We start from the raw sequence: 24,981 nt of genomic DNA on the forward strand, positions 1-24,981 counted from the left end.
GCAAAGTACATTTGTTTTTAGTTTTTGTCGGCGCATTTTAATGAAACTACACACTTTATTTGCCCTTTCGGGTGTTGTTTGCCTTTTTCTTTCCGGATGTTCCACCACGTCACTAGCGTATTACAACACGCTGAAGCTAGCGCTAAAAGATAGAACTGTCAGTTATACCGTTGAAGAGATTGCAGCGAGTAAAGCTGATCTAATGCAAATAAAAGCGGGTGACAGAGATGCAGCTTCGCTTGCCCTTGCGTATATCGATGGTGAAAAGTATCGATGGGTGTCTGGTGATAAAGTCATCTTTACCATGCATCATGGCATCATTGTGAAAACAGAAGGTTTGGATCACGACCTTTATTATACGGGAAACCTTCAGCACAACCCGCTTGCCACCAACAACGTACTGCCATTCAACTGGAAACGTAAAGTTGATATTGCTTCTATAGGATACGGTGTGCCTGTGGATTCGTCTTGGCGAATAGAAGGGGAAGAAACTCGCGAGTATCTGGGGTTTTCTGTTCCTGTAATTAAGATTATTGAAACCGTAGAGTTTTCTGAATACACCCCATTTATCGACGTAGGATTATCGTGGGAAAACACGTATTTCTTACACAAGTACTCAAAGGAACTTCTGGCCTCAAAGCAGCAGTTCAGCCCCGAAGGGGATGTTTACGACATGGTTTATCTAAGCCGTGTGGTACGTGAGATGAAGAAACAAGGAGCAACGCAATAATGAAGTATATCTACACGCTTTTTATTGCCTTAGGCCTAACCGCATCTACTAAGTTATGTGCCAATGATAACCTTGTTAGTGTCATGATTAACAAGCAAACCTATCAGTTTGACAGACCGATACGGCTATCAAGTGTACTGTCCATTGTTGCTGATAACGGTGATTGGTACTGGCCATCAGCTTCGGCCTTTGATTTGGCTAACCCTGAAGCTGAGAAAGAGAAAGAAATGGCGTTATCTCAAATTAACGCGCTGCTCAATCAATTTGATGCCGACTCTGAAACGCACAAAGCCCTTCAGAACCTTTATGAACAGGTAAGCTCTTGGACAGTGTCTACGCGTATAGACATGCCAATTTCTTACAACAGAGCACGTTTATTTTTTGAAGATAACCCCATGTTTCAGCCAGGCAAATACTGGATTAGACTAAATGGACGACCTGACGTTGTGCATTTCTCTGGCGCTGTTGTAAAGCCTGGTGCGTACAAGCATCAAAGCGATACGTCGGTTTATACGGCGGTTCACACGGTGAAAAAAGCGGTTGATGCCGACAGAAGTCATGTCTACGTAATTGACCCAATGGGAAATATTGAAGAAAAGGGAATTGCGTATTGGAATTTAGATTTTGCCCAGCTGATGCCGGGCAGTCAGGTTTATGTTCCTATCTCTTCAGAACTATTCAGCAATAAACTTAAGCAACTAAATGAGCGCGTAGCCGCTTTAGCAGTACATAGGGTTTTACCTCAATGAGTGCGCCACTACTTTCTAAGAAAAAAACACTCGCGCTTGTAATTGGCAGCGCGCTTTCCTCTACCGCATTTGCTGATACTCAAATTCGCGTTACCCCTTCACAGATGGTGCAGGGCGGAAATGGTCTTATTCAAACGCCAACGGCTCGTATGCGCGATGAAGGAGGAATGGCCATTAACTACACCGACAATGGTGAATATCGCTTCTGGTCTGTCAATATTCAACTTTACGATTGGATGGAAGCGACAGCGCGTTATACCGATGTGCGCACAAGACTCTACAGCCAAGTGGAATCGTTCAGCGGTGATCAAACGCTGAAAGATAAGGGCTTAGACGTTAAATTCAGGTTGTGGAAAGAAAGCTACTACCTACCAGATATCAGCGTTGGTTTCAGGGATTTTGGTGGAACGGGCTTTTTTGAAAGTGAATACGTTAATGCCAGTAAATCTATTGGGCCTTTCGACTTTCACCTTGGCTTGGGCTGGGGGTATCTTGGTACAGCCGATGACATCAGCAACCCGTTTTGCGAGCTAAAAGACAGCTTCTGTGAACGCCCGGGAGGCTTCTCTGGCCGCGGCGGAAAGGTAGACTACGACCAGTTTTTCAAAGGAACAACCGCCTTCTTCGGTGGTGTGGAATACCAAACGCCATGGGAGCCACTAACGTTAAAACTTGAGTTCGAGGGTAACGATTATTCTCGTGATAGAGCAGGTCAGCTAGAGCAAGATTCTCGCTGGAACATTGGTGCGGTTTACCGTTACAAAGATTTTGATTTCACATTGAATTATCAACGTGGGAATACGGTCGGCTTCGGTGTCACTTATCGCTTTAACATGAATACGGCTTCTCAGATAAAGTTTGATGAACCGCCTAAGAACCTGTTGGGCAGGAAAGTGCCAACAGATGTAAAAGACGTAGATAAATCTCGTCTTTACAACGACCTGTATAATTCTGGGGGCTTTGTGCTGTCCGATGCTGAAATTAAAGAAGACAGCGCTACGTTTTATGGTACTCAGGTTGCCTACCGTGACCAGGATGAAGCCATTGAGCGTATTGGTCGTGTAGCCGCTTCAGAGCTTCCTGATTCTGTAAAAACCTATCACGTAGTAGACAATCGTGCAGGTCTCCCTTTAGTCGATACGCAGGTGGACGCCGAGGCCTTTATTGCCGCTGCGCGTTATGAATCTGTTGATGCTGATATCACTGAAACCTACTTCAGAACATCACCGTCAAAAGAAGTGCTCGATGCCTATGAACCTGCCAATACGTCAGGCTTTTACTACAGTACAGATTTCTTCTTTACCCAGTCATTTGGTAACCCAGAAGACTTTTACCTGTATCAAACCGGATTATTGCTAAACGGCGGTTATGCCTTTAACGAAAACTTCGCCATCATGAGCAGCGCTAGGGTTACGCTTCTTGATAACTTCGACAAGTTTAACTACTTGGTAGACAACGAAGAAGTGTCGTTACCGCGTGTACGTACTCGTGTTCGTGAATATGTGTCGGCAAATGATGTATGGCTAGATACTGCATTCTTACATTACAAAGACAATATCGCTGAAGACCTCTATGCTCAGGCGTACGCAGGTTATCTAGAAACCATGTTTTCAGGTGTTGGTGGTGAAATTCTGTATCGCCCAGTTGATAGTAACTTGGCCTACGGACTTGATATCAACTACGTAAAACAGCGCGATCCTTATAGTCAAACAGGTCTTGAAGACTACACTGCACTTACCGGGCACGCGAGTGTTTATTGGCAGCCTGAATTCTTAGACGACACGCAAATTACCGTAAGTGCTGGGCAATTCTTAGCTAAAGATAAAGGCGTGAATATCGATTACGCGAAGCGTTTCGATAGCGGTATCATTGTTGGTGCGTACGCGGCATTCACAGATGTATCGTCAGAAGAATATGGTGAAGGAAGCTTTACCAAAGGCTTCTATATCTCTATACCTACCGATCTGTTCTTATTAGAACCATCGAAAGGTCGTGGATTATTCCCATGGGTGCCGATTTCTCGTGATGGCGGTCAGATGCTACGTCGACCTATTCGTTTGATTGACGTGACTGAAATAAGGTCGCCGTTTTTCGATTAAATAGACGCACCTCACGTCATTAAAGCGTGTTTTCGTATGAGGGTATCTTTAAATACCTTCTATACGATCTAAAAAATTAAAGCGTAGATTGCGTATTTATTCATAGCCTAACCGCTTAGGGAAAAGTACAATACAGGCCGTGAAAAATGAGTGTTGGTAGTTTTTCGAGCAAAAAAAAGCCAAAAAGTAACCTTTTTGTACTTTCTTATTGAAATGATCCTGCCTTTGCTGTATAAAATGCGCCCTCTAATTTATAGTAATACGTCATTTGACCCAACCACTGTTTGAGCGCTTGGGATTAACTGACGCGACAGTTATCGTTGTTCTGGAGACAAATACAATGTCAAGAGTATGCCAAGTAACAGGTAAGCGTCCAACGGTTGGTAATAACCGTTCACACGCAAGAAATGCGACTCGTCGTCGCTTTTTGCCAAACCTTCAAACACACCGTTTTTGGGTTGAGAGCGAAAACCGTTTTGTAAAACTACGTTTGTCTGCTAAAGGCATGCGTATCATCGACAAGAAAGGTATTGATTCAGTTCTAACTGACATCCGTACCCGTGGTGAGAAAATCTAAGGAAGCCGACAATGCGTGATAAAATTAAACTAGTTTCTTCAGCAGGTACAGGTTTCTTCTACACTACTGATAAAAACAAGCGTAACATGCCTGGCAAAATGGAGATCAAAAAGTATGATCCCGTTGTGCGTAAGCACGTTATGTTTAAAGAGGCCAAAATCAAGTAATTAGCTTGCTTTTGTCTCCACGAAAACCCAGCCCTTGCTGGGTTTTTTGCGTTTTGAAGGAATAACATTGCTTCTTCATGTCACGATCCCATCAGATCCATCATTTATCTCATTAAGATCCCTTATCTTTTTCATGCGATCACTGACTTAGCTTACTAGGCTTGCAGGACCGTCCGCGATTAAAAGACTTCCATTTAGGCCAAAATTCGTAGTGCAAAGATCATTAGCCTCTAGGCTTTCTTTGAATTGAATTAGCTTATGAATTAGCGAGGTATTACTATATTCCTAATTTCAGTATTCATATCTAATGGAAAGACAGGTGGCTAGAATTTCTCAGCGAGCAATGAATAATGTGGTCATTATTGCCATGCTTATCATGATTGCATTGTTCAATTTAGACAGTCTTGTTCCCAAAAAGAACGTTGCGCAATCTCAAAGCCTGTTACCTGAAGACGCCTATGTGTTAAAAATAGAACACGATGGGAATAGCTTAGAACGAATTGGGCAGCAGTGGCGGCAGACTGGTCAAAACACCGCTCTCGCTATAAAGCCGGATGTACAGTTTTCACACTGGCAACGGGCGATGCTTGAGCCAGCCACCGAAGTGCCCGAAGCGATTGCCAACATACAGCCTTATATCGTCGTTGTGTGGCTAGCAGGCAATAATAACGGCAACGTCTACGCTATATATCCGAATACATCACCTGTGGTGATCAAATTTGAAAATAATTGGTACACATTAACCAACACCGAACTTGATAAACTTTTACCTTGGACATTATAAATGCCTGAACTACCAGAAGTTGAAGTAAGCCGTTTGGGCGTATCTCCACATCTTATTGGCAATACCATTACCCAAGTAGTGGTGCGTGAGCGTAGGATGCGCTGGCCAATACCACAAGAGGTGTCAAACGTTGAAGGGCAGACTGTTACAGCAGTTAAACGCCGCGCCAAATATTTACTTATTGAAACTGCCACAGGTACGCTAATTTTACACTTAGGCATGTCGGGTAAACTACGCGTAATCGATGCGTCTACACCGACTATCAAACATGACCACGTAGACATTGTTCTAAACACAGGTAAGTGTTTACGTTTTAACGACCCTCGGCGCTTCGGAGCGGTATTATTTCAAGCGCCTAATACGCAAGTTGCCATGCTTGATAATTTAGGCCCAGAACCGCTTACAGACGACTTTGATGATAAGCGTTTGTTCAATATGTCGCGCAATCGAAAAGGCCCTGTTAAAAACTTCATTATGGACAATGCCATTGTGGTAGGGGTAGGAAATATCTACGCGAACGAAGCACTGTTTTTAGCTGGTATAGACCCGCGAAGAGCCGCAGGAAATATTAGTGCAGCGCGCTACAAATCACTAACCGCTACTATTAAACAAGTATTGGCGAAAGCGATTGAGCAAGGTGGTACAACACTCAAAGATTTTGCACAAACTGACGGTAAGCCTGGTTACTTTGCGCAACACCTAAATGTATATGGAAGAAAAGGCGAGCCTTGTGAAGTGTGTGGCAAAGCTATTGAAAGTAAGGTTATCGGGCAGCGAAATACCTTTTTCTGTACTCACTGCCAACGTTAACGCGCCCCTTGCGGGCATTTAATCTTTTTTACTCAGCCTGTCTTTTAGCGCCTGCTCAACAACCGGGTGACAAAAACCACTAACAGCACCGCGATGAAGGGCGACTTCTTTTACCAAGGTAGAAGAAATGAATGAGTTCTCTTCTGCGGGGGTAAGAAAGACACTTTCTAGTTTTGGGTTTAAGCGGCGGTTCATGTTGGCGAGTTGGAACTCGTATTCGAAATCGGAAACCGCACGTAGACCTCGAATAAGTATCGTCGCATTTTGTTCGTCAGCAAAGTCGGCGAGTAGACCGGTAAACCCCACCACCTCAACGTTTGGTAAGTCAGCAGTGACCTTTTTTATCATCTCGACGCGTTCTTCTAATGTAAACAGTGGCTTTTTACTAGGATTAGAAGCTATCGCTACAATTACATGAGAAAACAATTGAGATGCGCGTTCAATAAGGTCTGCATGACCGTTAGTGATCGGATCGAAAGTACCAGGGTAAAGGGCTCTAGTGTGCATAAAGTCGAGTCTTTTCGTTGTAGAGGGTTTATATGTTCAACACGGTTAATGTAACACATTAATGGGGTATGTTGAGCGTTGCCAGCAATAAGCTAATCTCACGTGCTTTTATTATTTTACTGCCTCGCGGTAACCATCCATACACGCTGACCAGTCGCTCTCTTGCCAATGGAAGATGGGATTTTTAGCCTTTTCTTTATGTAAAGAGCGCCGCAGCCTGTCTAAATTACTTTGTTTCCAGTTGTCTCCCTGGCGTTGCTCACAGCGGTCAAAATCGATAAGCCAAATCTGCTTTTCGCTATCGATCATGATATTTCGGACGTTGGCATCGTGATGATAAACTTGGCAATTGTGCATGGCTGCAAGTGACTGGCCAACGCTGTACCACTCATCCTCGCTCAATGGTCCATTGCACAGTGCATGATGTAAATCTTGGCTATTCGGAATACTTAGCGTGATTAAATCGCCTCGATAAATCAAGCCTATGCGGTGGATACGCGCGGCAACAGGAATCGGCACAAGAAGACCTTGTGATCGCATATATTCAAGCAGCCTAAATTCTTCAAATGGACGAGAGCGCTCAACACCAACAAACAAATACTGATCGCTCAGCACTTTGCCCACCAGGCCGCCGCGTTTAAAATGGCGCAGAACCCAATGCTGACCCTCGTGCTCAATGAAAATGGTTGTACCACGTCCTTTAGCTTGACCTGTTATCTTGTTTTGGAGCTGCCAAAACTCAGGGCTAAACATCTCCGCGTTGGGGTGACTGACTAAAGTGTCGTCGAAAATAAAGTGGTGCCCAGCACCGATGTCTCGTCGTATTGTCGCCATGTCGCCCACAAGTTATGGTAAATTCTTTATTCTAATGATTTATTTTGGTTTTTCAGCAACCGCTTCGCGTCTGAGATAAAAAAGATGGTTTTATTTACTCTTCATTTTAAGAGGTTTATATAAATTGTTGAATTTATGAGCCTAAATCAAGCACTGAGCCATGAAAGCCTAAGTTGTTACACTCATACGCGCGTATCGCTGACAATATCCAAAAAAAATATATATGCATGGTAGATTGCGGCGACCCGGGATGGTTCGATGTGAAAAAATGCGCGTATAAACAGCGCTAAAAGCCAATACCTGGGCGAATATACACAGCGTAATGCATGCTAAAACAGGCGAACTTCTGGAGAAATCACCGTTGATAGACAAAAACATTATCTCAAGCTATTTGTCGCTTAATTTACTTAATTGTAAGGTAAAACTATCAACTATTATCTACACTTAGCGTTGCGAAGTGTTCCTTTGAAATAACAGGGAGTCGTTACTGAATGAAAAAGCCCGCTTTGCGATGGCTGTCTACTGTTCTTGCTCATACTCACATTAGAATTGTGCTACTACTAAACGTTGCACTTTTTTCGGGTGTGCCTGCGGCACACGCAGCAGAACTAAACGTCATGGTAAATGAGAGTGTGACGGTTTCTAAATTAAACCGCTCTGAGCTTCGTCAAATTTTCACTGGCCATCGACAGTATTGGAGTGATGGCACCAAAATCACGGTCTTTGTATTGAACGATAATCACGAACTACATAAGCAATTCTGCCGTGAAGTACTCCATATGTTTCCTTATCAATTGTCTCGCTTATGGGACCAAATCACTTATTCAGGGCAGGGCGTTACGCCGGTCAGAGTGACCTCGTATCAAGCATTGATTGAAGCACTAGAAAGCACATCGGGTTCTATTGGTTATGTAGAACACACCGAAATTGTGAAGCTACGACGCGTGGAGGTAGGTATAGAATGAATAAGCACATCGTTCTTGCGTTAGGACTACTTAGCCTGCCGACATTCGCTTCACAAAGCGACTTTTCTTGGCACGGTTATGTCTCTCAGGGGCTTACTCAATCGAAGGGGAGTAGGGCGATTACCGATAATGACTCAATTACAGGAGAACTTACTGAAATTGGCTTGAACGGTTATTACCAAATCGCAGAAAACATCTCTATCGCTGGGCAAGTTAACTATTTAGACGGTGGAAATCGCTTTGAGCAGGGCGCACGTTTAGACTATTTATTTATCGACTGGAAACTACCTGACCTACCTGGTGATTGGCAAGGGCAAATTCACGCCGGACGCTTTAAAAACCGACATTGGTTGTATTCTGTTGCCAGGGACGTACCCCACACACGATATACCTCAGTGCTTCCTCAGTCTGTGTACTTTGATGGCTTTCGTGATGCTGCACTGGGAAGTAACGGAATTCAGACTAGCTTTTCACATTTTAGTGCAAACAATATATGGGAATTAAACTGGAGCTACGGTCGTTCTAATATCAATGACTCCCAGCGAGACTTTCTGCTAGGCGATGAAGCTAACGGTAGTATTAAACAAGACTTTGTTCATCAGGCGAGCGTATTCTGGCAACCGGCTACCATGACGTGGAAACTAGGTGCCAGTTGGTTAAACTCTGATTTCAGATACACCCCATCACAGGATGATAATAGGGTTGCGGGTAAAGCAAATATTGAGCGATTTGTGGTTTCTGGCCAATATTTTGCGGAAAATTGGGAAGTGTCAGCAGAGGTAATTCGCGAGTTTCAAGATAGTAAGGGGCTGTTTTTTCCAGATTTCGAAACCAAAAGAAGGGGCGAAGGTGGCTTTGTCCAATTCAGATATTTGTTCAATAACGAGGTAAGCGGCCTGTTAGGTTACGATACCTATGTTAATAATGCGTCTGACAGAGATGGAAAAAAATTGGAAGCTATGTCAGATGGCGTTATTCCTGCCTACTTTGGTTACCAAGACACCTATACCGTAGGTTTGCGCTGGGACATTGCGCCAAAGTGGCGGCTTCAGGGAGAATATCACTGGGTGGAAGGCGCTACACGGGTAGTCAGTTTGCTGAACCTTGATGTGGCATCTCATGCAGATAAACATTGGGAAATGTGGTCAGTGCAATTGATGTATTGGTTTTAAGGGTATTAGATGAAGGTTCAGGTATCTTTCACCACTAAAACCATCATTATTTTACTGGCAATGGTTCTGACTGTTGCTGTTGTTATATCGACAGTGCTAATTAAGGAATCTGACGCACGCATTCTACTGCAACAGCGTGAAAACCAGGTTAGTAATCAACGACGAGTCCAGCTTTTCGAAGATATTCTTCACGGCAGAATGATCACACTCATTGATCTTATTAGCCTAAAAAGTGGAGGAAATGCGGATAGTCTCGAATCGCTCCAGCAAACTCTTAGCGGGTTGAGCGAGTACTTGAATCTTAACTTTCAAGTTGAATCGCTGTACTTGTTTGACGAAAACGGGGTTGTAGGTAAACCCTTACAGCCGATAAACAAAACAATCGAAAGGCTAGTAAACACAACACGCGCTTCGTTTGAAAGCCGCTCTTTACTGTCGTGTGAAGATGTCTGTACGCATTACATCTCAATACCCATCATGGCAAATAGTGAAGAGCTACCGGTCATCGTTGTGTCTACATCAATGAGAGAGCTTTTATACTTATTCAGCCGCGCTACCGACGTGCACAAAGTGGCGGTGGTGCAGCATAAAGAAGCTTCATCCGAGCGCTCAGAGTTAAGAGTGGCAAGCCAATTGTCAGCGGCTAACAGACAGTACTTCCAATCGCTATTCGAAGCACTACCGAAAAACTGGCGCATTGACGACTTAGTCATCAGAGGTACCAATGTTTCGCTAGAAAATAAGCAGTTGTTGGTTAGCTTATTGCCGTTTAACCACGCTTCGGGAGACCATCCTTACCTGATTATCGTACAAGACGTGTCAGCGATGGTGCGTCAGAACGAACAATATCAGTACATTGTTATATCTAGCGCCGTGGCTTTGTTCTTTCTTTTTTCTTCACTGCTCTATCTGTTTCTAAACCAATACAGAATACGCTTGTTAGACATAAGCGAACGCTTGCCTATGCTGGCGGAACACAAGTTTAGCGAGTTTTACACCATTGCTGCGAAACGCAGGAAGTCTCCCATTTTTAAGCTAATTGACGAATTAGATGTAGTTGAAGACGCGGCAAATAATCTTGCGCGCCAGCTAGAGAGTTTCGACGGACAAATGGCTATTAACACCGCGAAACTCGAGAAAATGGCAATGTTCGATGTGTTAACCGGGCTTCCCAATCGCAACATGCTTACTTTTCAAATCGAAAAGCAGCTAGCTAGTTCAATTCGCGACGATAGATTAGTGGCACTGATGTTCATGGACCTTGATGACTTTAAAAAGGTTAACGACAGTCACGGTCATGACGTCGGTGACAAACTCTTAAAAGCTGCTGCTATGCGTATCTCTAAGCCTATCCGAGAGTCGGATATTGCTTCTCGATTTGGCGGTGATGAGTTCGTGGTTTTGCTTTCTAATATCGAAAGTAAAAAGCACGTAGATACAGTAGCCAAAAAGCTGATAGAAGAGTTTAAAGAGCCAATCATTGTCGACGGCGTAACCTTTTATGTCTCTATCAGTATAGGTATTGCTATCACCAACCACTCTCGCGCCACGCCGGTAGAGCTACTTCGACATGCTGATATCGCTATGTACGAAGCCAAAGCCAAGAAAGGGGCGGAATATCGCGTTTACGACGCCACCATGAACTTGAAAGTGATGCAAAAAGTGGAGCTGGAATCGGAAGCGCGTGAAGCGCTACGAGACAATCAATTTAGTCTTGCACTTCAGCCTCAAATTGAAATGCACACCGGCAGGTTGGTGGGCTTTGAAGCACTATTGCGTTGGCATCACCCGAAGAAGGGAAATATTTCGCCTGCCGACTTTATACCGCTTCTTGAAAATACATCTTTCATGCTTGAGCTTGATTACTGGGTTATTACACGTGCGACCTATTTAATCAGAGAGCTCAAAAATAACGGCTACCCTGATGTGAAACTAGCGATCAACCTATCTGCAGGGCAGTTCTTAGACCCGAGTTTGCCCGAGTTTCTACAACAGCAAATTATCAAAAACGACATAGCGCCCGACCAGGTGTGTTTAGAGTTAACTGAAACTGTGTTGGTTTCCGACATCAAACGAGCAACCAGTATCATGCAAAACATTCGCGATATGGGGTGTATGCTGGCTATCGACGACTTTGGTACCGGCTATTCGTCATTGAGTTATCTAAAATCCTTACCCGCTGACTTCATCAAAATTGACCGTTCGTTTGTTGCCAACATTGCCAGCAGTGCAGATGATAGAAACATCGTGCACTCTACTATTTCTATGGTGCGCAACATGGGAATGCAGGTGGTGGCAGAAGGTATCGAAACCAGCGAACAGTACGAACTGTTGTGTCACTTCGACTGCAACCTAGGTCAAGGTTATCTTATCAGCAGGCCTATTCCCGAAGTCGATATATGGGACGTATTGAGCGATAAAGTGGAATTTGGCTTTTGGAAAGACTCCGCCTGATACTCCATTAGTATTTTGACAGGAGCAGGCTACCTTTAATCTAGTGTGCTGAATAATTTACAAACTTAGTCGACAAACCCATTAAATACAGCGCAAGGGTGTGTACCCTTTAGCGCGCTTTCATTAAACTAGCGGTTTTTATATATCTACACTCGGAGAATGGCATGTCTGCGGCATTTATTTCTCATTTGCAATCGCAAATTGAAGCCACGAAAGAAGATGGTTTGTACAAAAAAGAGCGTGTGATCACCTCGCAGCAGCAAGCGGATATTGATGTTGCAAACGGCGAGCACGTTATTAACTTTTGTGCCAACAACTACCTTGGTCTTGCAAACAACGAAAGCCTGATCGAAGCGGCGAAGAACGGCCTGGATAGCCATGGTTTTGGTGTAGCATCTGTACGATTCATTTGCGGAACACAAGACATTCACAAGCAACTAGAAGCGTCTATCAGCGATTTCTTAGGTACAGAAGATACTATTCTTTACCCGTCGTGCTTCGATGCAAACGGTGGTTTGTTTGAAACCCTGTTAGGCCCTGAAGATGCCATTATTTCTGATGCGTTAAATCACGCCAGTATTATTGACGGTGTACGCCTGTGTAAAGCTAAGCGATACCGCTACGCCAATAACGATATGGCGGCACTAGAAGAGCAGTTGAAGCAAGCTGACGCCGATGGCGCACGTTTCAAAATTATTGCCACCGATGGTGTATTTTCAATGGACGGCGTAATTGCCGACCTTGCCTCAATTTGTGACCTAGCCGACAAATACGATGCCATGGTGATGGTTGATGATTGCCATGCAACAGGCTTCCTTGGCGAAAACGGTAAAGGTAGCCATGAATATTGTGGCGTAATGGGTCGAGTAGACATCATTACCGGCACCTTAGGTAAAGCACTAGGCGGTGCGTCAGGTGGTTACACTTCAGGCAAGAAAGAAGTAGTTGAATGGTTGCGTCAACGCTCGCGTCCTTATCTTTTCTCAAACTCGGTTGCGCCACCTATCGTTTCAGCGTCACTTAAAGTGTTTGAAATGATGAAAGATGGTGACGAGCTTCGCGCTAACTTATGGCGCAATGCTAATCACTTCCGTAAGCGCATGGAAGAAGCGGGCTTCACACTCGCTGGTAAAGATCACGCTATTATTCCTGTTATGCTTGGCGATGCACGTTTAGCCAGTGAAATGGCTGACAAAATGCTGGAAAAAGGTATCTACGTTGTTGGTTTCTCTTACCCAGTGGTACCGAAAGGTCAGGCTCGTATTCGTACACAAATGTCAGCAGGCCATAGCCTAGAACACGTTGATAGAGCGGTAGATGCATTTATTGAAGTTGGCCGTGAATTGGGAGTAATTTCATGAAGTCGCTAGTTAAAGCGAAAGCAGAAAAAGGCATTTGGTTACAAGACACGCCAGAGCCTGAAGTAGGACACAATGACCTACTGATTAAAATTCGCAAAACCGCTATTTGCGGCACCGACATGCACATTTACAACTGGGACGAATGGTCACAGAAAACCATTCCTGTTCCTATGGTTGTGGGCCACGAATATGTGGGCGAAGTTGTAGGTATGGGCCAAGAAGTAAAAGGTTTTAAAGTTGGTGACCGTGTTTCAGGCGAAGGCCATATTACCTGTGGTCACTGCCGCAACTGTCGCGCAGGCCGAGTACATTTGTGCCGTAACACCGAGGGTGTTGGCGTAAACCGTCCTGGTGCGTTTGCTGAATACTTGGTTATTCCTGCTTTTAACGCCTTCAAAATTCCAGACAACATCAGTGATGAACTGGCCTCTATCTTCGACCCGTTTGGCAACGCTGTTCACACCGCACTAAGTTTCGACTTGGTAGGTGAAGACGTCCTGATAACAGGTGCTGGCCCAATAGGTATTATGGCTGCTGCTGTTGCGAAGCATGTAGGTGCTCGTCATGTCGTGGTTACCGACATTAACCCTTACCGTCTTGAGCTTGCTAAAAAAATGGGTGCAACCCGCGTTGTTGACGTAAGCAAGGAAGATTTGAAAGACGTAATGAACGAACTGGGTATGACAGAAGGCTTCGATGTGGGTCTGGAAATGTCTGGTGTACCTGCGGCTTTCAGAGACATGCTGAACAAAATGAACCATGGTGGCAAAATTGCCATGCTAGGCATTCCTCCGCAAGACGTTGCTATCGATTGGAACCAAGTTATTTTCAAAGGCTTAGTGATAAAAGGTATCTACGGCCGTGAAATGTTCGAAACGTGGTACAAAATGGCGAGTTTGCTGCAAAGTGGCTTAGATCTATCGCCTATCATTACTCACACCTTTTCTATTGATGACTTTCAGAAAGGGTTTGATACCATGGGGTCTGGACACTCAGGTAAAGTTATTCTGGACTGGCAATAATGACAACATTCTCACACATTAGCGTAAATGACGTAGCTAACTTTCAAGGCGACGTAACTATTGTGGATATTCGCGATCCGCAATCGTTTGCTAATGGACATATGCCAAATGCTGCACCGTTAAACAACGACAACTTTGCGGCGTTTATTGAACAAGCACCGAAGGATATTCCAGTGGTTGTAGTGTGCTATCACGGGGTAAGTAGCCAACAGGCGGCGCAAGTAATAGCACAGCAAGGTTTTGAAACTGTTTATAGTATGGACGGTGGCTTTGAAGCCTGGCGACTGGCGAATCCGGTAGTAACCGCTTAACGTATTGATAAAGGTGCACAATGTGCACCTTTATTTTTTGCAGCAAGGGAGGTATTTCAGTATAAATAGGTTATATACCGCGCCCTTGGTATCTGCCATATCACACTCACATTCTTCTGCTTCGGGGTAACAACTAGCTTATGGGTCATCCTTTAATTGCGTTTAACCAGCAAAGTCCTGCGCATCTTCTCGCCAACTATTTAACCAGTCAGCATATTCAGGCCAACGTAGTACAGCACGATAAAGAGTTCGTGGTGGTACTAGATAATTCAGAACACATTGACCGCGCAAAAATCATTGCTGAAGACTTCTTGGCGAACCCCACACATCCTAAGTATCAGCAAGCCGCGTGGGACAATGGAAAAAATGTACAGTTAGCACCTTCCAGTGGTGGCTTTTCAATGGGAAATATTATTGCCGATGCAGTAAAAGCACCATTTACCTCGGTGGTATTTATTCTTTGTGTTGCCGTTTATTTGTTGTCGTTGTTTGGGTTGTTTGCGCCCATAGCGAAACATTTATTGATGCAGCCCTTTTCTGTGTTGTCGGAGAGTCACGAATGGTGGCGACTACTTGGTCCCGCATTTATTCACTTTTCAGCGCTTCACATCATATTTAATCTACTGTGGTGGGGTATGCTGGGAGCCAAAATTGAACGCACCCTTGGCATGAGTATGTTGCTTATTGTGTTCTTAGTATCGGCGGCTATTTCAAACGCCGCACAGGCCCTATTTAGCGAACCAGTGCAGGCAAACTTATACCTGTTCGGAGGCTTATCTGGCGTGGTATACGCAGTAATGGGTTTTGTGTGGTGGTTAGGTTGGTTACGCCCAAGCTGGGGGTTGTCGCTGCCAAACTCAATTGTTGGCTTTATGCTGGTGTGGTTGGTAATCGGCTATGCCGACATTCTATGGGTGAACATGGCAAATGCTGCACATACCGCAGGGCTTATATCTGGGTGTTTACTTGCTGCTGCGTTAAGCCTAGGGTCAGGAAAGCGCTAGTAATAATTTGGAAATAGCTAAAAGGCGCACGTCAGCCTTTTAGCGCTTTACCTGCTTTTAGCCGCCCTGATACAGATACTTTGTGAAGATAACGTTCTTCACCACTTCACCGCCTGTTTCTTGCTTCATGTGCTCTTGAAGCGCTTTAAGAATTGCGCGACGAATGTCTTCTCGACCGGTCAGTGATTTTACTTTTTCCGCTGGTTGCTGACCAAATATTTCAATGGCTGTAGAACGCAGTAACGGCATATGGTGTTCAGCAATTTCAAGCTGGCTAACATCGTGGATCATCAGTTCAACCGACACGCGAACATAACCTAGCTTTTGTGCGCTGTCGCTTATGTAGTTGGTAACGATTTCTGGCTCTAAACCTAAATAAGCATAGTTGGCCTTCTCTTGTGCCAATGCCGCGTTACATCCAAAAACGAAAAAACTAACCGCAAATACGCGTAAAACTAGAGACTTAAGCATAGTGAAGTCCGAAACACCAAAGTAATAAATTCACTTGGTAGTGTAGCAAAACTCTGATTAAAGACACTACTGCAAAAGTTTAACCGAGTGAAAATAATTGAACATGACGTGTTATCATACTAACAGATTCATTATTCGGGCTTTTCGTGTGAGTTTTAATGCCACTTTTCCAGTGGGTTTGGCGGTTGACTGGCAAGCACCTTCTGGCATCACAATTCCTAATGCACAGCTAAAAAACTGGCTGTTAGACACCGGGTCGTTAACCGAGCGGGTTCAGTCTTTAAGCGGCCATTTCTCTCTAGAACTTATTGGCCAGCGCACGCAAGTACCTCACGACAACGAGCTTTCGCTGTTGCTTAACAATGGTGAAACCTCTTATCAAGCGCGAGAAATCCTACTGTGTGGCGACCACAAACCATGGGTGTTCGCACGTTCTATCATTCCTCAAGCCTTTGTTGATAGCGAGCTTTCTGATCTTGGCCGGGAGCCTTTGGGAAAGCGCCTGTTTAATGATAAGCGCTTTACACGCTCAGAGTTTCAACTATGCACAGTGTCGGCTTCCCAGTTTGGTATTAACAGCAAACAAACCTTGTGGGGAAGACGCTCGTTGTTTACGTTAGGAAACTACAGCATGATAGTGGCAGAGGTTTTTCTTCCTGACTCGCCGGCCTATAGCCGCTCTGCCAGTAATGAAAAGGAAAGCGAAAAGCAAATATGAAACACAACTGGAACGCCTATGCGCGACTTATGCGCCTTGATAAACCAGTAGGTATTTACTTGCTGCTGTGGCCTACGCTGTGGGCGCTGTTAATGGCGGCTCAAGGTTTACCGCCTTTAGGTATTACGCTCATTTTTGTCGCCGGAGTGGTTGTTATGCGTTCGGCTGGGTGTGTAATTAACGACTATGCAGACAGAAAAGTAGACGGTAGCGTAAAGCGCACCGCGCAGCGTCCGCTTGCAACCGGGGAAGTGTCGGCCAAACAAGCATTACAACTTTTTGGTGCGCTTATCGCGTTGGCATTTGTCTTAGTACTATTCCTCAACTGGCAAACAATAGCGCTGTCGGTGGTTGCGTTACTTCTTGCAGCAAGCTACCCCTTCATGAAGCGCTACACCAACCTACCGCAGGTGGTATTGGGTGCAGCGTTCGGTTGGGCTATTCCTATGGCATTTATGGCAGTAATAGAAACAGTACCAATGTACGGCTGGTGGTTGTTTATTGCTAACTTACTATGGACGGTCGCCTACGACACCATGTACGCCATGGTTGACCGCGATGACGACTTGCAAATAGGCATTAAATCTACAGCCATATTGTTTGGCAAATACGACGTACTAATAGTTATGCTGCTACAGGCTGCTGCCCTTAGCATACTCTGGTGTATTGGTTGTGCTATTAACGCCACATGGCCTTACTACATCGCAGTGCTGTTCTCGGCTTTGTTATGTGTGCGCCAATATCAGCTTATTAAACGCCGTCAGCGCGAAGGCTGCTTCACTGCGTTTATTGAAAACCACTACATTGGCTTAGCTATTACGCTTGGCACGGCGCTGCATTTTTATTTGGTGTGACAACAAAAGTAATTAACCAACTACAATCCGTGTGGATAACGTCCACCCATTAAAAAAGCGCCACTAAGGCGCTTTTTGGTTTCTACAAACCGCTAAGGTCTACTTCTGTGCTAGTTTCGCTTCAAGCTCAGTAATGCGGCTTTCCATAGCGTCTAGTTTTTCGCGAGTGCGAATAAGTACTTGGCTTTGAATATCGAACTCTTCGCGAGTCACTAAATCTAGCTTAGATAGCTGCGACTGCAATACCGCCTTTACGCGGCCTTCGGCTTCTTCAGCCATGTTTTTAACGCCAGGTGGTACGGCATCAGCAATTTGTTTCGCTAAATCTTCGAGTTTCTTCGGATCCAACATGGAATTCCCTTATAATGCGCAGCTCAAAATATGAAAGCTATTCTATCGGTATCGACACGACATGCAATGAAAACCGTGTTGTGCTCAAAATGTACGTTGTTTTAGGTATTAAATGAAACTAAATGAAGCTCAAGAATCTGCCGTAACCTATGTGTCTGGCCCATGTTTGGTGCTGGCAGGGGCGGGCAGTGGTAAAACCCGTGTAATTACCAACAAGATTGCTCATTTAGTTAGAAACTGTGATATGCCGGCACGCTATATTGCAGCGGTTACTTTTACCAACAAAGCAGCACGTGAAATGAAAGAACGTGTAGCGCAAACCTTGGGCAAGCCGGAGGCGCGCGGGCTAAAAGTGTCGACCTTCCACACCATGGGCTTAACCATTATTAAAGCCCATGTGAAAGATCTTGGCTTAAAGCCAGGCTTCTCGTTATTCGACGATAAAGACTCGTTCGCGTTGCTTAACGATTTGACGTCCGACACCCTCGATGGCGATAAAGATCAGCTTCAGCTTTTACAAAGCTGTATCTCTAACTGGAAAAACGACCTTATCTTGCCCGATGCTTTATTAAAATCAGCTACCAGCACGGGCGAACGAGAGTTTGCAGAAGCCTACAAACGCTACCAAGACAACCTTAAGGCATATAATGCGCTAGACTTCGATGACCTAATTTTATTGCCCACACTGCTTTTAAAAAGCAGCGAAGCAATAAGAGCCAAATGGCAGAGTAAAATTCGCTACCTGCTGGTGGATGAGTACCAAGATACCAATACCAGTCAGTACGAGCTGGTAAAGCTATTAGTAGGTGAGCGCGCGCGCTTCACCGTGGTTGGCGACGATGACCAATCTATCTATTCATGGCGTGGCGCTAAACCGCAAAATCTACACCTGTTACAACAGGACTTTCCGCGCTTAAACGTAATTAAGCTACAGCAAAACTACCGCTCGTCAGGCCGTATCCTGCATTGCGCGAATATTCTTATTCAAAACAACCCGCATTTGTTCGATAAGACCTTGTTCTCTGAGTTGCAGTATGGCGAGCCGCTTAAAGTCATAGAGGCCAAGAACGAAGAGCATGAAGGTGAGCGCGTGGTGGCAGAGTTGCTGGCGCACAAGTTTATGAACCGCACCCAGTTTAAAGACTACGCCATTTTGTATCGCGGGAATCATCAAAGTCGTATTTTCGAAAAGCTGTTAATGAGTAACCGCATTCCGTACAAAATTAGCGGCGGTATGTCGTTCTTTGGCCGTGCCGAAGTGAAGGACATCATGGCTTATTTAAGGCTGTTGGTGAACCAAGACGACGATAACGCTTTGCTTCGCATTATTAACACGCCAGGGCGCGGTATAGGCCGTGCTACGCTAGAAAAGCTGGGTAATTTTGCGAATAGCTTGGGCGTATCTATGTTCGAAGCGGCGACGCACCCTAACTTAAATAGCGTGTTGCCCGACAAAGCCTTTCATTCGGTTTCGACCTTTGCCCGCTGGGTAGTGGAGTTGTCGGACAATGCAGAGCGTGGCAACACCGCTGACGCAGTGCGCACCATGATCCGCACCATGGGTTATGAAGAATGGCTATATGAAACCAGCGCCAGCCCCAAAGCTGCTGAAATGGCCATGGCCAATGTAAGTACTTTATTCGGCTGGGTTAACGATATGCTGGAAGGTAACGACCTAGACCAACCTATGACCTTAACAGAAGTGGTGAACCGCTTAATTCTGCGCGACATGATGGAGCGCGGCGAAGACGACGGAGAAGGGGACCAAGTACAACTAATGACGCTGCACGCCTCAAAAGGTTTGGAATTTCCTATTGTATTTCTCGTGGGTATGGAAGAAGGACTATTGCCGCACCAAAGCAGCATTGATGAAGACAACGTAGAGGAAGAGCGCCGACTTGCTTACGTAGGTATTACCCGTGCCCAGCGTGAACTTATATTCAGCCTTGCCAAAGAGCGCCGACAGTTTGGTGAAGTCATAAACCCAGAGCCAAGTCGATTTCTATTCGAGCTGCCGCCCGACGATGTACAGTGGGAAAATCAAAAGCCAAAGGCAACAAAAGAAGAGCGCCAGCAAAAGGCGCAGGTGGGGATTGCAAACCTAAGAGATATCTTAGGTAAAAAATAGTCTGCTCTTAGAGTGGGGCTTTGCAAGCAAGTGAGTGCTAACTACTAGCTTGCTAGCGATGTCATATCCAGCACTTTTGCGTGCTTCAGCACTTTGCCCTGGCCATAAATGCATTCAATTTCGTTAAGCGCATCTAACTGTGCCTGAGAGTCTACGCCTTCAGCAATAACCTGAAACTTCAAATGTTCAGAAATAAGCATGACAGACTGAATAAGCTTTAAGTTTCGTTGAGAGCGAGGCAGTGACTTAACAAAGCGGTGATCAATTTTGATGAAGTCGAAGGGGTAGGCAAACAAGTAACTGAGTGAAGCCAATCCGCTTCCAAAGTTATCCAGCACCAAGGTCACTCCAGCACGTTTCAACTTCTTAATAGCAGGAAGAATGAACTGAGAACGGCGATTTAAGTCGTTTTCATCAAACTCAAATACCAACTGACTGGGCGTTATGCCAGATGTTTCAATTACATTAATCATCTGGTTTACCATAGAAGCTTGTAGCAAATGATTAATCGAAACGTTAACCGCTATTTTATTTATAGGGTCGTCGGTGTTTTTATAGTGGTTTAACAGCTCACAAGCCTTGGTTAGCTGGAACAGATCTAAATCTAGCGTCAGGCCGCTATGCTCAGCCACCTGTCTAAATTGCTCTCTAGCAATCTTGCCGTAGGCAGGGTGCGACCAGCGAATGTACATCTCTTTATACAACGTGCTGTCGTCATTAAGCCTTATAACCGGCTGTAAGAAGTAATCGAACTCTTCTTCGCGCAGTGCTCGCCTGAACTCATTCTCAAGCTCAAGTTCTTCAATAAGCCTATCGCGCATGCTTTTGTCGAACATAACAAAGCGTCCGCGACCTAGCGTTTTCGCTTGGTACATTGCAGCGTCAGCATCGCGAAGCACTTCATCGGCGGCGCGGTAATAGGTTTCCAAATGCGCAATACCAATACTTGCCCCAGAATACATCTCACGGCCATCAAGCAAGAAGGGCTCAGATATAGACGCGATAATACGGCTAGCTACTTCTTCTACATCTGCTTCGTCTTCAAAGTTATCAAGCAGCACAACAAATTCATCGCCGCCTAATCGCGCTAGCAGATCGTGGCCACGAATACACAGCGCAATACGTCTGGCTACTTCAATTAAGAACTCATCGCCGGCGTGATGGCCTAAGGTATCGTTAATGACTTTAAAGCGGTCTAAATCGATAAACAGTACCGCAAACATGTTTTCGCTGTAACGCTGCTTACTGGCTATAGCTAGCTCTAAGCGGCTGGTGAACATGGCGCGGTTGGGTAAATCGGTTAGTGAGTCGTGATGCGCATCGTGAATAAGCTTAAGCTCAATCTCTTTACGCTCTTCAATTTGTTGTTTTAAGAACTTATTAGCGCGGTTTAGCTCGGCAGTGCGTTCTTTCACGCGTTCTTCAAGCTCAATGTTATAGCGCTGCATCGACTCGGTATTGCGTTTTCGCTCAATGGCTACCGCAATATGGTGCGATACAAAGCGTAAAAGCTCTTGGTCGCGAGAATTGTATTTAGCGTGTTTACCGTAAGTTTGTACGGCAATAACACCTGCAATTTCCCCATCAACAACAAGCGGCGAACCCAACCACGAGTTCGCACTGTTTAGCATGGTTTGCGCAACCGACACATCTAAATCGCCAGATTCTGCTAGTTCCAATACTCTGGGCGGGTTAACCAGCTCAGCTTGCCCTGTTCTCAGTACGAATTCAGTAAGTCCTAACCCTAAAGGCCTTGAACTTATGTCTTTATCTTGTGCGTCACTGAAATACGGGAATGCAAGCAGATCGTTTTCTTTATCAAGAATGGCAATGTAACAGTTAGGTGCGCTAATTAGCCTGGCCAGAATCTCGTGCAGGCTGGAATAAAACACATCCATGTCACCTTCAAGGTTGGCGGCTAGCTCAGAAATCTCGAATAAAGCCTGCTGTAGCGACTCTACCTTCTGGCGCTCTAATATTTCTTCTTGAAGATCGTCGTTAATTTTACGAAGTTGGCGTGTGCGTTCGCGAATGGTGCGTTCGGTGAGTTCTCGGTTTTTTACTCTATCCACCGTGGTAACGATGTGTTGAGAAACGAACAGCAGTACTTCTAAATCTTCCTGCGTGTAATGCACACCTTCATCATAGGTTTGCACTACCATTGCGCCTATAACCTGGCTTCCTCGCTTGAGGGGAACGCCCAGCAGCTCAAAAGGCTGCGAGCCAACCAGTTTTATATCGTGCTGAGAGGCAAAAGTTTCCTCATCGTCACGTTTATAAAATAGATAATCGCCGGTTTTAAGAATATAACCGGTCATGCCATCCATTAACGATTCAGCGGGCAATTGGCGAACGGTTTGTTCGTCGAATTCGTCAATGAAATAAGCGAAATCGACAACGTTACTGTCGGGTTCGTAGAAGGCAACAAAGAAGTTATCGGCGTTCATAAAATCGGCAATGATTTCATGAATAGCGGAGTAAAGACGGTTAAGGTGACTTACAGAACTGGCAAGCTCAGAAATATCAAAAAGCGCCTTCTGAACACGTTCAGCACGCTTGTACTTATCAGTGAGTTGCTGGAGCTGCGGTATAAGTTCGCGCAGTTCTTCTTCCGTCAACTCGTGTTGCGTCGAATCTTGTGACATTCCGCTCGCCAGTATAAAAAAGTAACGTTTTCCCAAAGAGTTAAATTACCCGATTAGAGGGTAAAACGCTACTTTTTCCATCAAGTTGTTATGATTTAGCGGGTATTAGATACCTTCAATCATGTACTCGATTGCAGCTTTAATTTCGTCATCAGAACAGTTACCGCATGTACCACGAGGAGGCATAGCGTTAATACCATTCAGTGCATTTTGCCATACGCCGTCAAGGCCGCGCTCGTCTAGACGTGGTTGCCAGTCCGCTGCAACGTGAACTTTAGGTGCACCTAAAACGCCTGCTGAGTGACACGCAACACAAGCAGAGTTGTAAACGTCTTCACCTGACTTCGCACCACCTGCTGCTCCAGCATTACCTGCCGCCGCTGCACCCGCTACGTGAACCTGACCTACCGGCTTAATACGCTCGGCAATTTCATCGTTACTCATTTCTTGTGCTTGTGCTGCAAAAACGGTTAGCGCAGTAGCAGCAACAGTTAACCAAGTCTTTAATTTCACATCTGTCTCCAGGCAATGATGAATTTGTTTAAAATATAACTGGCCAGATTATAACGGTTAATTGGGGCTGAACAACTATTTGAGGCCAATTACCCATAAAAAGTAAGGATTTTTAACACTTGTGCCAAGCCACCTAAAGAGATTTTAATAAATGAGTTGAAGCTAACCCACGGCGTAAGTATTATTACGCCCCGTTTGCAGCGTGCATTTAACCGCGTATTTTTCTTTGCAAACGTCACATGGTTATTACAACCGTAGCACGATCCGCCCTTAGCTCAGCTGGATAGAGCGCGGCCCTCCGGAGGCCGAGGTCAGAGGTTCGAATCCTCTAGGGCGGGCCATTTCTTATCTTCTAAAAAATTAACTGCTACCTTCTATTCCGCTACACAGCTATAAGCCCGTTATACGTTACAGACTAAAGCTGTTCAGGTATCTTTGTGGTTATACGCCGCTTTAGCCAATCGATAGCATTCAAAGGTTAACAAATTAAAAGTATGTCAGTTAAGAATTACCAAAAATATTACGAACCACTAAATGCGGTGCATTCGGCTGACTTTAATCGCTGTATTTACTGCGGCTGCGAAGCGGCGCGCCAAGACTTTATCCCACCTTTAAAATTCATTCACGACTGGCAAGATGGAAACCTACAGGCCGACTTTATTTCTGTGCCTTCATGTAATGAATGCTTTGACCTGTTAAAGAATGAAAACAACGCCACGTTAGAACCTAGAGTTACTGTTTTAAAAAAGCTGTTAGCCGAAAAGTACAAAAAAGCCATTAGGGTGTTCAACCATTGGAGCGTGGAAGAAATTGAAGAAATGGACGCGGCATTTCAAATAAGCCTAGAAGGCGGCATGCGTTTGGGGAAAGAAACCTTTTCACGCCTTCAATTTGCAGGGTTCGACTATGAAGTGAATGGGAGTATTACGCGGGTGGCAAAACCTCAGCGCGAGGTATTCACTGTATTCAATGAAGAATTTAGCAGCTTCAGAGAAGCGCTAGCCTTTGCCAGCGCCACTTACCAAATAAAGAAAAGCCGGCTAAGCCAGCTTTATTTCGACAATGACGAAAGCTTTGATAGGGCGATTGAGGCTTTTCATGGGTTGGTTGAGGGTAACCCATAATGCGCTAATTGGTGGTTTTGCGCTCCGGAGTCAGAGGTTCGAACCCTGTCGGGTCTACCATTTTTTAAGGTTTGACCGTTAATCTCCAAAAGCAAAGTAGTTCAAAGGTCTAGTATGTGTTGCAAGGGCGCAACCATCATTCTTGCCCGTTTTTTAAGAAGTACAATTCAGAAAAACCCATTTTTACAAATTCGGTATCTCTGAAGTTTCTTACAGTTTTTTTGTCTTTACTGATAGCGGCAAGTTGCTGTTCAGTTTGCAGGAACTGGGAAAGGTCTATTCCCTCAGCATCGGCTACAGCTTCATGCATATTTTGATGGCGGCTGTAAGAAAAATTTATCTCCTTTGCCACACCTTTAAACTTATAACGTACTTTATGGGCCATATTCTACTCAAGTTGGTCGATGTAATTCAAAAAAATGTTTAACCGCTATTATAAACTCAATTAGCGCTAATAATTACCCGTATTAAAAAAGCGGTTGGCAAAACCGCAGCGTGAGGTGTTTAAAGAATTCGAAGGAGAGTTCAATGGCTATAGAGAAACACTAGCCTTTGCCTGCGCCACCTGCAAGATAAAGAACAGCCGACTAAGCCAGCTTTATTTCGACAACATTAAAAGCTTTGATAGGGC

At 44.9% G+C, this 24,981-nt stretch carries 25 protein-coding genes and 1 tRNA gene; 19 read left to right on the forward strand and 7 right to left on the reverse strand.

Going from position 1 to position 24,981, the window contains the following annotated elements:
* Positions 1-40 precede the first annotated feature (40 nt).
* The 7 genes from BGK61_RS10435 to mutM all read left to right on the forward strand — a co-directional run bounded on the left by BGK61_RS10435 (position 41) and on the right by mutM (position 5,916).
* Positions 41-730 carry a YjbF family lipoprotein gene (locus BGK61_RS10435; RefSeq protein WP_014996799.1) on the forward strand — a complete coding sequence of 230 codons (690 nt, stop codon included), beginning with the start codon at positions 41-43 and terminating at the stop codon, positions 728-730.
* Entirely contained in the window at positions 730-1,479 is a 750-nt protein-coding gene (locus BGK61_RS10440; RefSeq protein ID WP_014996800.1) for a capsule biosynthesis GfcC family protein, read from the forward strand. The genes BGK61_RS10435 and BGK61_RS10440 overlap by 1 nt, the downstream gene beginning before the upstream one ends.
* Positions 1,476-3,578 (forward strand): YjbH domain-containing protein, encoded by a 2,103-nt coding sequence (locus tag BGK61_RS10445; protein WP_014996801.1) that lies wholly within the window; start codon positions 1,476-1,478, stop codon positions 3,576-3,578. Before BGK61_RS10440 ends, BGK61_RS10445 begins: the two co-directional genes overlap by 4 nt.
* 340 nt (positions 3,579-3,918) lie before the next feature.
* Positions 3,919-4,155 (forward strand): 50S ribosomal protein L28, encoded by a 237-nt coding sequence (gene rpmB, locus BGK61_RS10450; RefSeq protein WP_014947757.1) that lies wholly within the window; start codon positions 3,919-3,921, stop codon positions 4,153-4,155.
* 11 nt (positions 4,156-4,166) lie between these two features.
* Positions 4,167-4,322, forward strand: coding sequence for a 50S ribosomal protein L33 (gene rpmG, locus BGK61_RS10455; RefSeq protein WP_012516577.1), 156 nt, complete (start codon positions 4,167-4,169; stop codon positions 4,320-4,322).
* Positions 4,323-4,641: 319 nt separating this feature from the next.
* Entirely contained in the window at positions 4,642-5,106 is a 465-nt protein-coding gene (locus BGK61_RS10460) for a hypothetical protein (RefSeq protein ID WP_014996802.1), read from the forward strand.
* Positions 5,107-5,916, forward strand: coding sequence for a bifunctional DNA-formamidopyrimidine glycosylase/DNA-(apurinic or apyrimidinic site) lyase (gene mutM, locus BGK61_RS10465; protein WP_014996803.1), 810 nt, complete (start codon positions 5,107-5,109; stop codon positions 5,914-5,916).
* Between the two features lie 18 nt (positions 5,917-5,934).
* On the opposite strand, the gene coaD is transcribed toward mutM, so the two are convergent.
* Positions 5,935-6,423: a pantetheine-phosphate adenylyltransferase gene (gene coaD, locus BGK61_RS10470; RefSeq protein ID WP_014996804.1), complete on the reverse strand. Its 489-nt coding sequence runs from the start codon at positions 6,421-6,423 to the stop codon at positions 5,935-5,937.
* Positions 6,424-6,534: 111 nt separating this feature from the next.
* Positions 6,535-7,266 carry a 3-deoxy-D-manno-octulosonic acid kinase gene (locus BGK61_RS10475; protein WP_083648667.1) on the reverse strand — a complete coding sequence of 244 codons (732 nt, stop codon included), beginning with the start codon at positions 7,264-7,266 and terminating at the stop codon, positions 6,535-6,537.
* Positions 7,267-7,748: 482 nt separating this feature from the next.
* On the opposite strand from BGK61_RS10475, the gene BGK61_RS10480 reads away from it, so the two are divergent.
* The 7 genes from BGK61_RS10480 to glpG all read left to right on the forward strand — a co-directional run bounded on the left by BGK61_RS10480 (position 7,749) and on the right by glpG (position 15,546).
* On the forward strand, positions 7,749-8,222 hold the full coding sequence (locus tag BGK61_RS10480) for a hypothetical protein (protein ID WP_014996806.1): 474 nt from the start codon (positions 7,749-7,751) through the stop codon (positions 8,220-8,222).
* The gene (locus BGK61_RS10485; protein WP_076011413.1) at positions 8,219-9,394 is read left to right on the forward strand and encodes a hypothetical protein; all 1,176 of its coding nucleotides are present in this window, start codon (positions 8,219-8,221) and stop codon (positions 9,392-9,394) included. The genes BGK61_RS10480 and BGK61_RS10485 overlap by 4 nt, the downstream gene beginning before the upstream one ends.
* A 9-nt stretch (positions 9,395-9,403) precedes the next feature.
* Positions 9,404-11,848 carry a bifunctional diguanylate cyclase/phosphodiesterase gene (locus BGK61_RS10490; RefSeq protein ID WP_076011414.1) on the forward strand — a complete coding sequence of 815 codons (2,445 nt, stop codon included), beginning with the start codon at positions 9,404-9,406 and terminating at the stop codon, positions 11,846-11,848.
* Between the two features lie 164 nt (positions 11,849-12,012).
* A complete protein-coding gene (locus tag BGK61_RS10495; protein WP_076011415.1) occupies positions 12,013-13,209 on the forward strand; it encodes a glycine C-acetyltransferase in 1,197 nt (398 codons plus the stop codon).
* Complete coding sequence (gene tdh, locus BGK61_RS10500) at positions 13,206-14,231, forward strand: L-threonine 3-dehydrogenase (RefSeq protein WP_014996810.1); 1,026 nt, start codon at positions 13,206-13,208, stop codon at positions 14,229-14,231. The genes BGK61_RS10495 and tdh overlap by 4 nt, the downstream gene beginning before the upstream one ends.
* On the forward strand, positions 14,231-14,542 hold the full coding sequence (gene glpE, locus BGK61_RS10505) for a thiosulfate sulfurtransferase GlpE (RefSeq protein WP_014996811.1): 312 nt from the start codon (positions 14,231-14,233) through the stop codon (positions 14,540-14,542). Before tdh ends, glpE begins: the two co-directional genes overlap by 1 nt.
* A gap of 140 nt (positions 14,543-14,682) precedes the next feature.
* Positions 14,683-15,546, forward strand: coding sequence for a rhomboid family intramembrane serine protease GlpG (gene glpG, locus BGK61_RS10510; protein WP_076011416.1), 864 nt, complete (start codon positions 14,683-14,685; stop codon positions 15,544-15,546).
* Positions 15,547-15,603: 57 nt separating this feature from the next.
* Here the strand turns inward: glpG and BGK61_RS10515 are convergent, their stop codons facing one another.
* Entirely contained in the window at positions 15,604-16,017 is a 414-nt protein-coding gene (locus BGK61_RS10515; RefSeq protein ID WP_076011417.1) for a flagellar basal body-associated protein FliL, read from the reverse strand.
* Positions 16,018-16,165: 148 nt separating this feature from the next.
* Between BGK61_RS10515 and BGK61_RS10520 the strand changes: the two genes are divergently transcribed.
* Entirely contained in the window at positions 16,166-16,735 is a 570-nt protein-coding gene (locus BGK61_RS10520; protein ID WP_076011428.1) for a chorismate--pyruvate lyase family protein, read from the forward strand.
* Positions 16,732-17,589, forward strand: coding sequence for a 4-hydroxybenzoate octaprenyltransferase (gene ubiA / locus BGK61_RS10525; protein WP_076011418.1), 858 nt, complete (start codon positions 16,732-16,734; stop codon positions 17,587-17,589). Before BGK61_RS10520 ends, ubiA begins: the two co-directional genes overlap by 4 nt.
* 99 nt (positions 17,590-17,688) lie before the next feature.
* On the opposite strand, the gene ubiK is transcribed toward ubiA, so the two are convergent.
* On the reverse strand, positions 17,689-17,940 hold the full coding sequence (gene ubiK, locus BGK61_RS10530; RefSeq protein ID WP_076011419.1) for a ubiquinone biosynthesis accessory factor UbiK: 252 nt from the start codon (positions 17,938-17,940) through the stop codon (positions 17,689-17,691).
* A 112-nt stretch (positions 17,941-18,052) separates the two neighbouring features.
* Here ubiK and rep point away from each other — a divergent pair, with 112 nt between their 5' ends.
* A complete protein-coding gene (rep, locus tag BGK61_RS10535; protein WP_076011420.1) occupies positions 18,053-20,068 on the forward strand; it encodes a DNA helicase Rep in 2,016 nt (671 codons plus the stop codon).
* Positions 20,069-20,112: 44 nt separating this feature from the next.
* Here rep and BGK61_RS10540 read toward each other — a convergent pair whose 3' ends face one another.
* Positions 20,113-22,713 (reverse strand): sensor domain-containing diguanylate cyclase, encoded by a 2,601-nt coding sequence (locus BGK61_RS10540; protein WP_014996818.1) that lies wholly within the window; start codon positions 22,711-22,713, stop codon positions 20,113-20,115.
* A 105-nt stretch (positions 22,714-22,818) separates the two neighbouring features.
* The gene (locus tag BGK61_RS10545) at positions 22,819-23,226 is read right to left on the reverse strand and encodes a c-type cytochrome (protein ID WP_014996819.1); all 408 of its coding nucleotides are present in this window, start codon (positions 23,224-23,226) and stop codon (positions 22,819-22,821) included.
* A gap of 264 nt (positions 23,227-23,490) precedes the next feature.
* On the opposite strand from BGK61_RS10545, the gene BGK61_RS10550 reads away from it, so the two are divergent.
* Together BGK61_RS10550 and BGK61_RS10555 are read left to right on the forward strand one after the other, a co-directional pair.
* A tRNA-Arg gene (locus BGK61_RS10550) sits at positions 23,491-23,567 on the forward strand.
* Positions 23,568-23,720: 153 nt separating this feature from the next.
* The gene (locus BGK61_RS10555) at positions 23,721-24,350 is read left to right on the forward strand and encodes a hypothetical protein (protein WP_076011421.1); all 630 of its coding nucleotides are present in this window, start codon (positions 23,721-23,723) and stop codon (positions 24,348-24,350) included.
* Positions 24,351-24,486: 136 nt separating this feature from the next.
* Here the strand turns inward: BGK61_RS10555 and BGK61_RS10560 are convergent, their stop codons facing one another.
* Positions 24,487-24,735 carry a DUF2960 family protein gene (locus BGK61_RS10560; RefSeq protein ID WP_012516628.1) on the reverse strand — a complete coding sequence of 83 codons (249 nt, stop codon included), beginning with the start codon at positions 24,733-24,735 and terminating at the stop codon, positions 24,487-24,489.
* Positions 24,736-24,981: the final 246 nt, after the last annotated feature.

Origin of the sequence: Alteromonas abrolhosensis (assembly GCF_001953635.1) — a bacterium.
GTDB classification, from domain to species: Bacteria; Pseudomonadota; Gammaproteobacteria; order Enterobacterales; family Alteromonadaceae; genus Alteromonas; species Alteromonas abrolhosensis.

Excerpts from the sequence above, each read along its gene's own strand:
- BGK61_RS10485 (WP_076011413.1), top strand. The coding sequence starts at position 8,219 with ATGAATAAGCACATCGTTCTTGCGTTAGGACTACTTAGCCTGCCGACA.
- BGK61_RS10435 (WP_014996799.1), top strand. The coding sequence starts at position 41 with ATGAAACTACACACTTTATTTGCCCTTTCGGGTGTTGTTTGCCTTTTT.
- glpE (WP_014996811.1), top strand. The coding sequence starts at position 14,231 with ATGACAACATTCTCACACATTAGCGTAAATGACGTAGCTAACTTTCAA.
- BGK61_RS10490 (WP_076011414.1), top strand. The coding sequence starts at position 9,404 with ATGAAGGTTCAGGTATCTTTCACCACTAAAACCATCATTATTTTACTG.
- BGK61_RS10540 (WP_014996818.1), bottom strand. The coding sequence starts at position 22,713 with ATGTCACAAGATTCGACGCAACACGAGTTGACGGAAGAAGAACTGCGC.
- rpmB (WP_014947757.1), top strand. The coding sequence starts at position 3,919 with ATGTCAAGAGTATGCCAAGTAACAGGTAAGCGTCCAACGGTTGGTAAT.
- BGK61_RS10515 (WP_076011417.1), bottom strand. The coding sequence starts at position 16,017 with ATGCTTAAGTCTCTAGTTTTACGCGTATTTGCGGTTAGTTTTTTCGTT.
- tdh (WP_014996810.1), top strand. The coding sequence starts at position 13,206 with ATGAAGTCGCTAGTTAAAGCGAAAGCAGAAAAAGGCATTTGGTTACAA.
- ubiK (WP_076011419.1), bottom strand. The coding sequence starts at position 17,940 with ATGTTGGATCCGAAGAAACTCGAAGATTTAGCGAAACAAATTGCTGAT.
- BGK61_RS10445 (WP_014996801.1), top strand. The coding sequence starts at position 1,476 with ATGAGTGCGCCACTACTTTCTAAGAAAAAAACACTCGCGCTTGTAATT.
- rpmG (WP_012516577.1), top strand. The coding sequence starts at position 4,167 with ATGCGTGATAAAATTAAACTAGTTTCTTCAGCAGGTACAGGTTTCTTC.
- coaD (WP_014996804.1), bottom strand. The coding sequence starts at position 6,423 with ATGCACACTAGAGCCCTTTACCCTGGTACTTTCGATCCGATCACTAAC.
- BGK61_RS10495 (WP_076011415.1), top strand. The coding sequence starts at position 12,013 with ATGTCTGCGGCATTTATTTCTCATTTGCAATCGCAAATTGAAGCCACG.
- mutM (WP_014996803.1), top strand. The coding sequence starts at position 5,107 with ATGCCTGAACTACCAGAAGTTGAAGTAAGCCGTTTGGGCGTATCTCCA.
- rep (WP_076011420.1), top strand. The coding sequence starts at position 18,053 with ATGAAACTAAATGAAGCTCAAGAATCTGCCGTAACCTATGTGTCTGGC.
- BGK61_RS10480 (WP_014996806.1), top strand. The coding sequence starts at position 7,749 with ATGAAAAAGCCCGCTTTGCGATGGCTGTCTACTGTTCTTGCTCATACT.
- BGK61_RS10555 (WP_076011421.1), top strand. The coding sequence starts at position 23,721 with ATGTCAGTTAAGAATTACCAAAAATATTACGAACCACTAAATGCGGTG.
- BGK61_RS10440 (WP_014996800.1), top strand. The coding sequence starts at position 730 with ATGAAGTATATCTACACGCTTTTTATTGCCTTAGGCCTAACCGCATCT.
- ubiA (WP_076011418.1), top strand. The coding sequence starts at position 16,732 with ATGAAACACAACTGGAACGCCTATGCGCGACTTATGCGCCTTGATAAA.
- BGK61_RS10560 (WP_012516628.1), bottom strand. The coding sequence starts at position 24,735 with ATGGCCCATAAAGTACGTTATAAGTTTAAAGGTGTGGCAAAGGAGATA.
- glpG (WP_076011416.1), top strand. The coding sequence starts at position 14,683 with ATGGGTCATCCTTTAATTGCGTTTAACCAGCAAAGTCCTGCGCATCTT.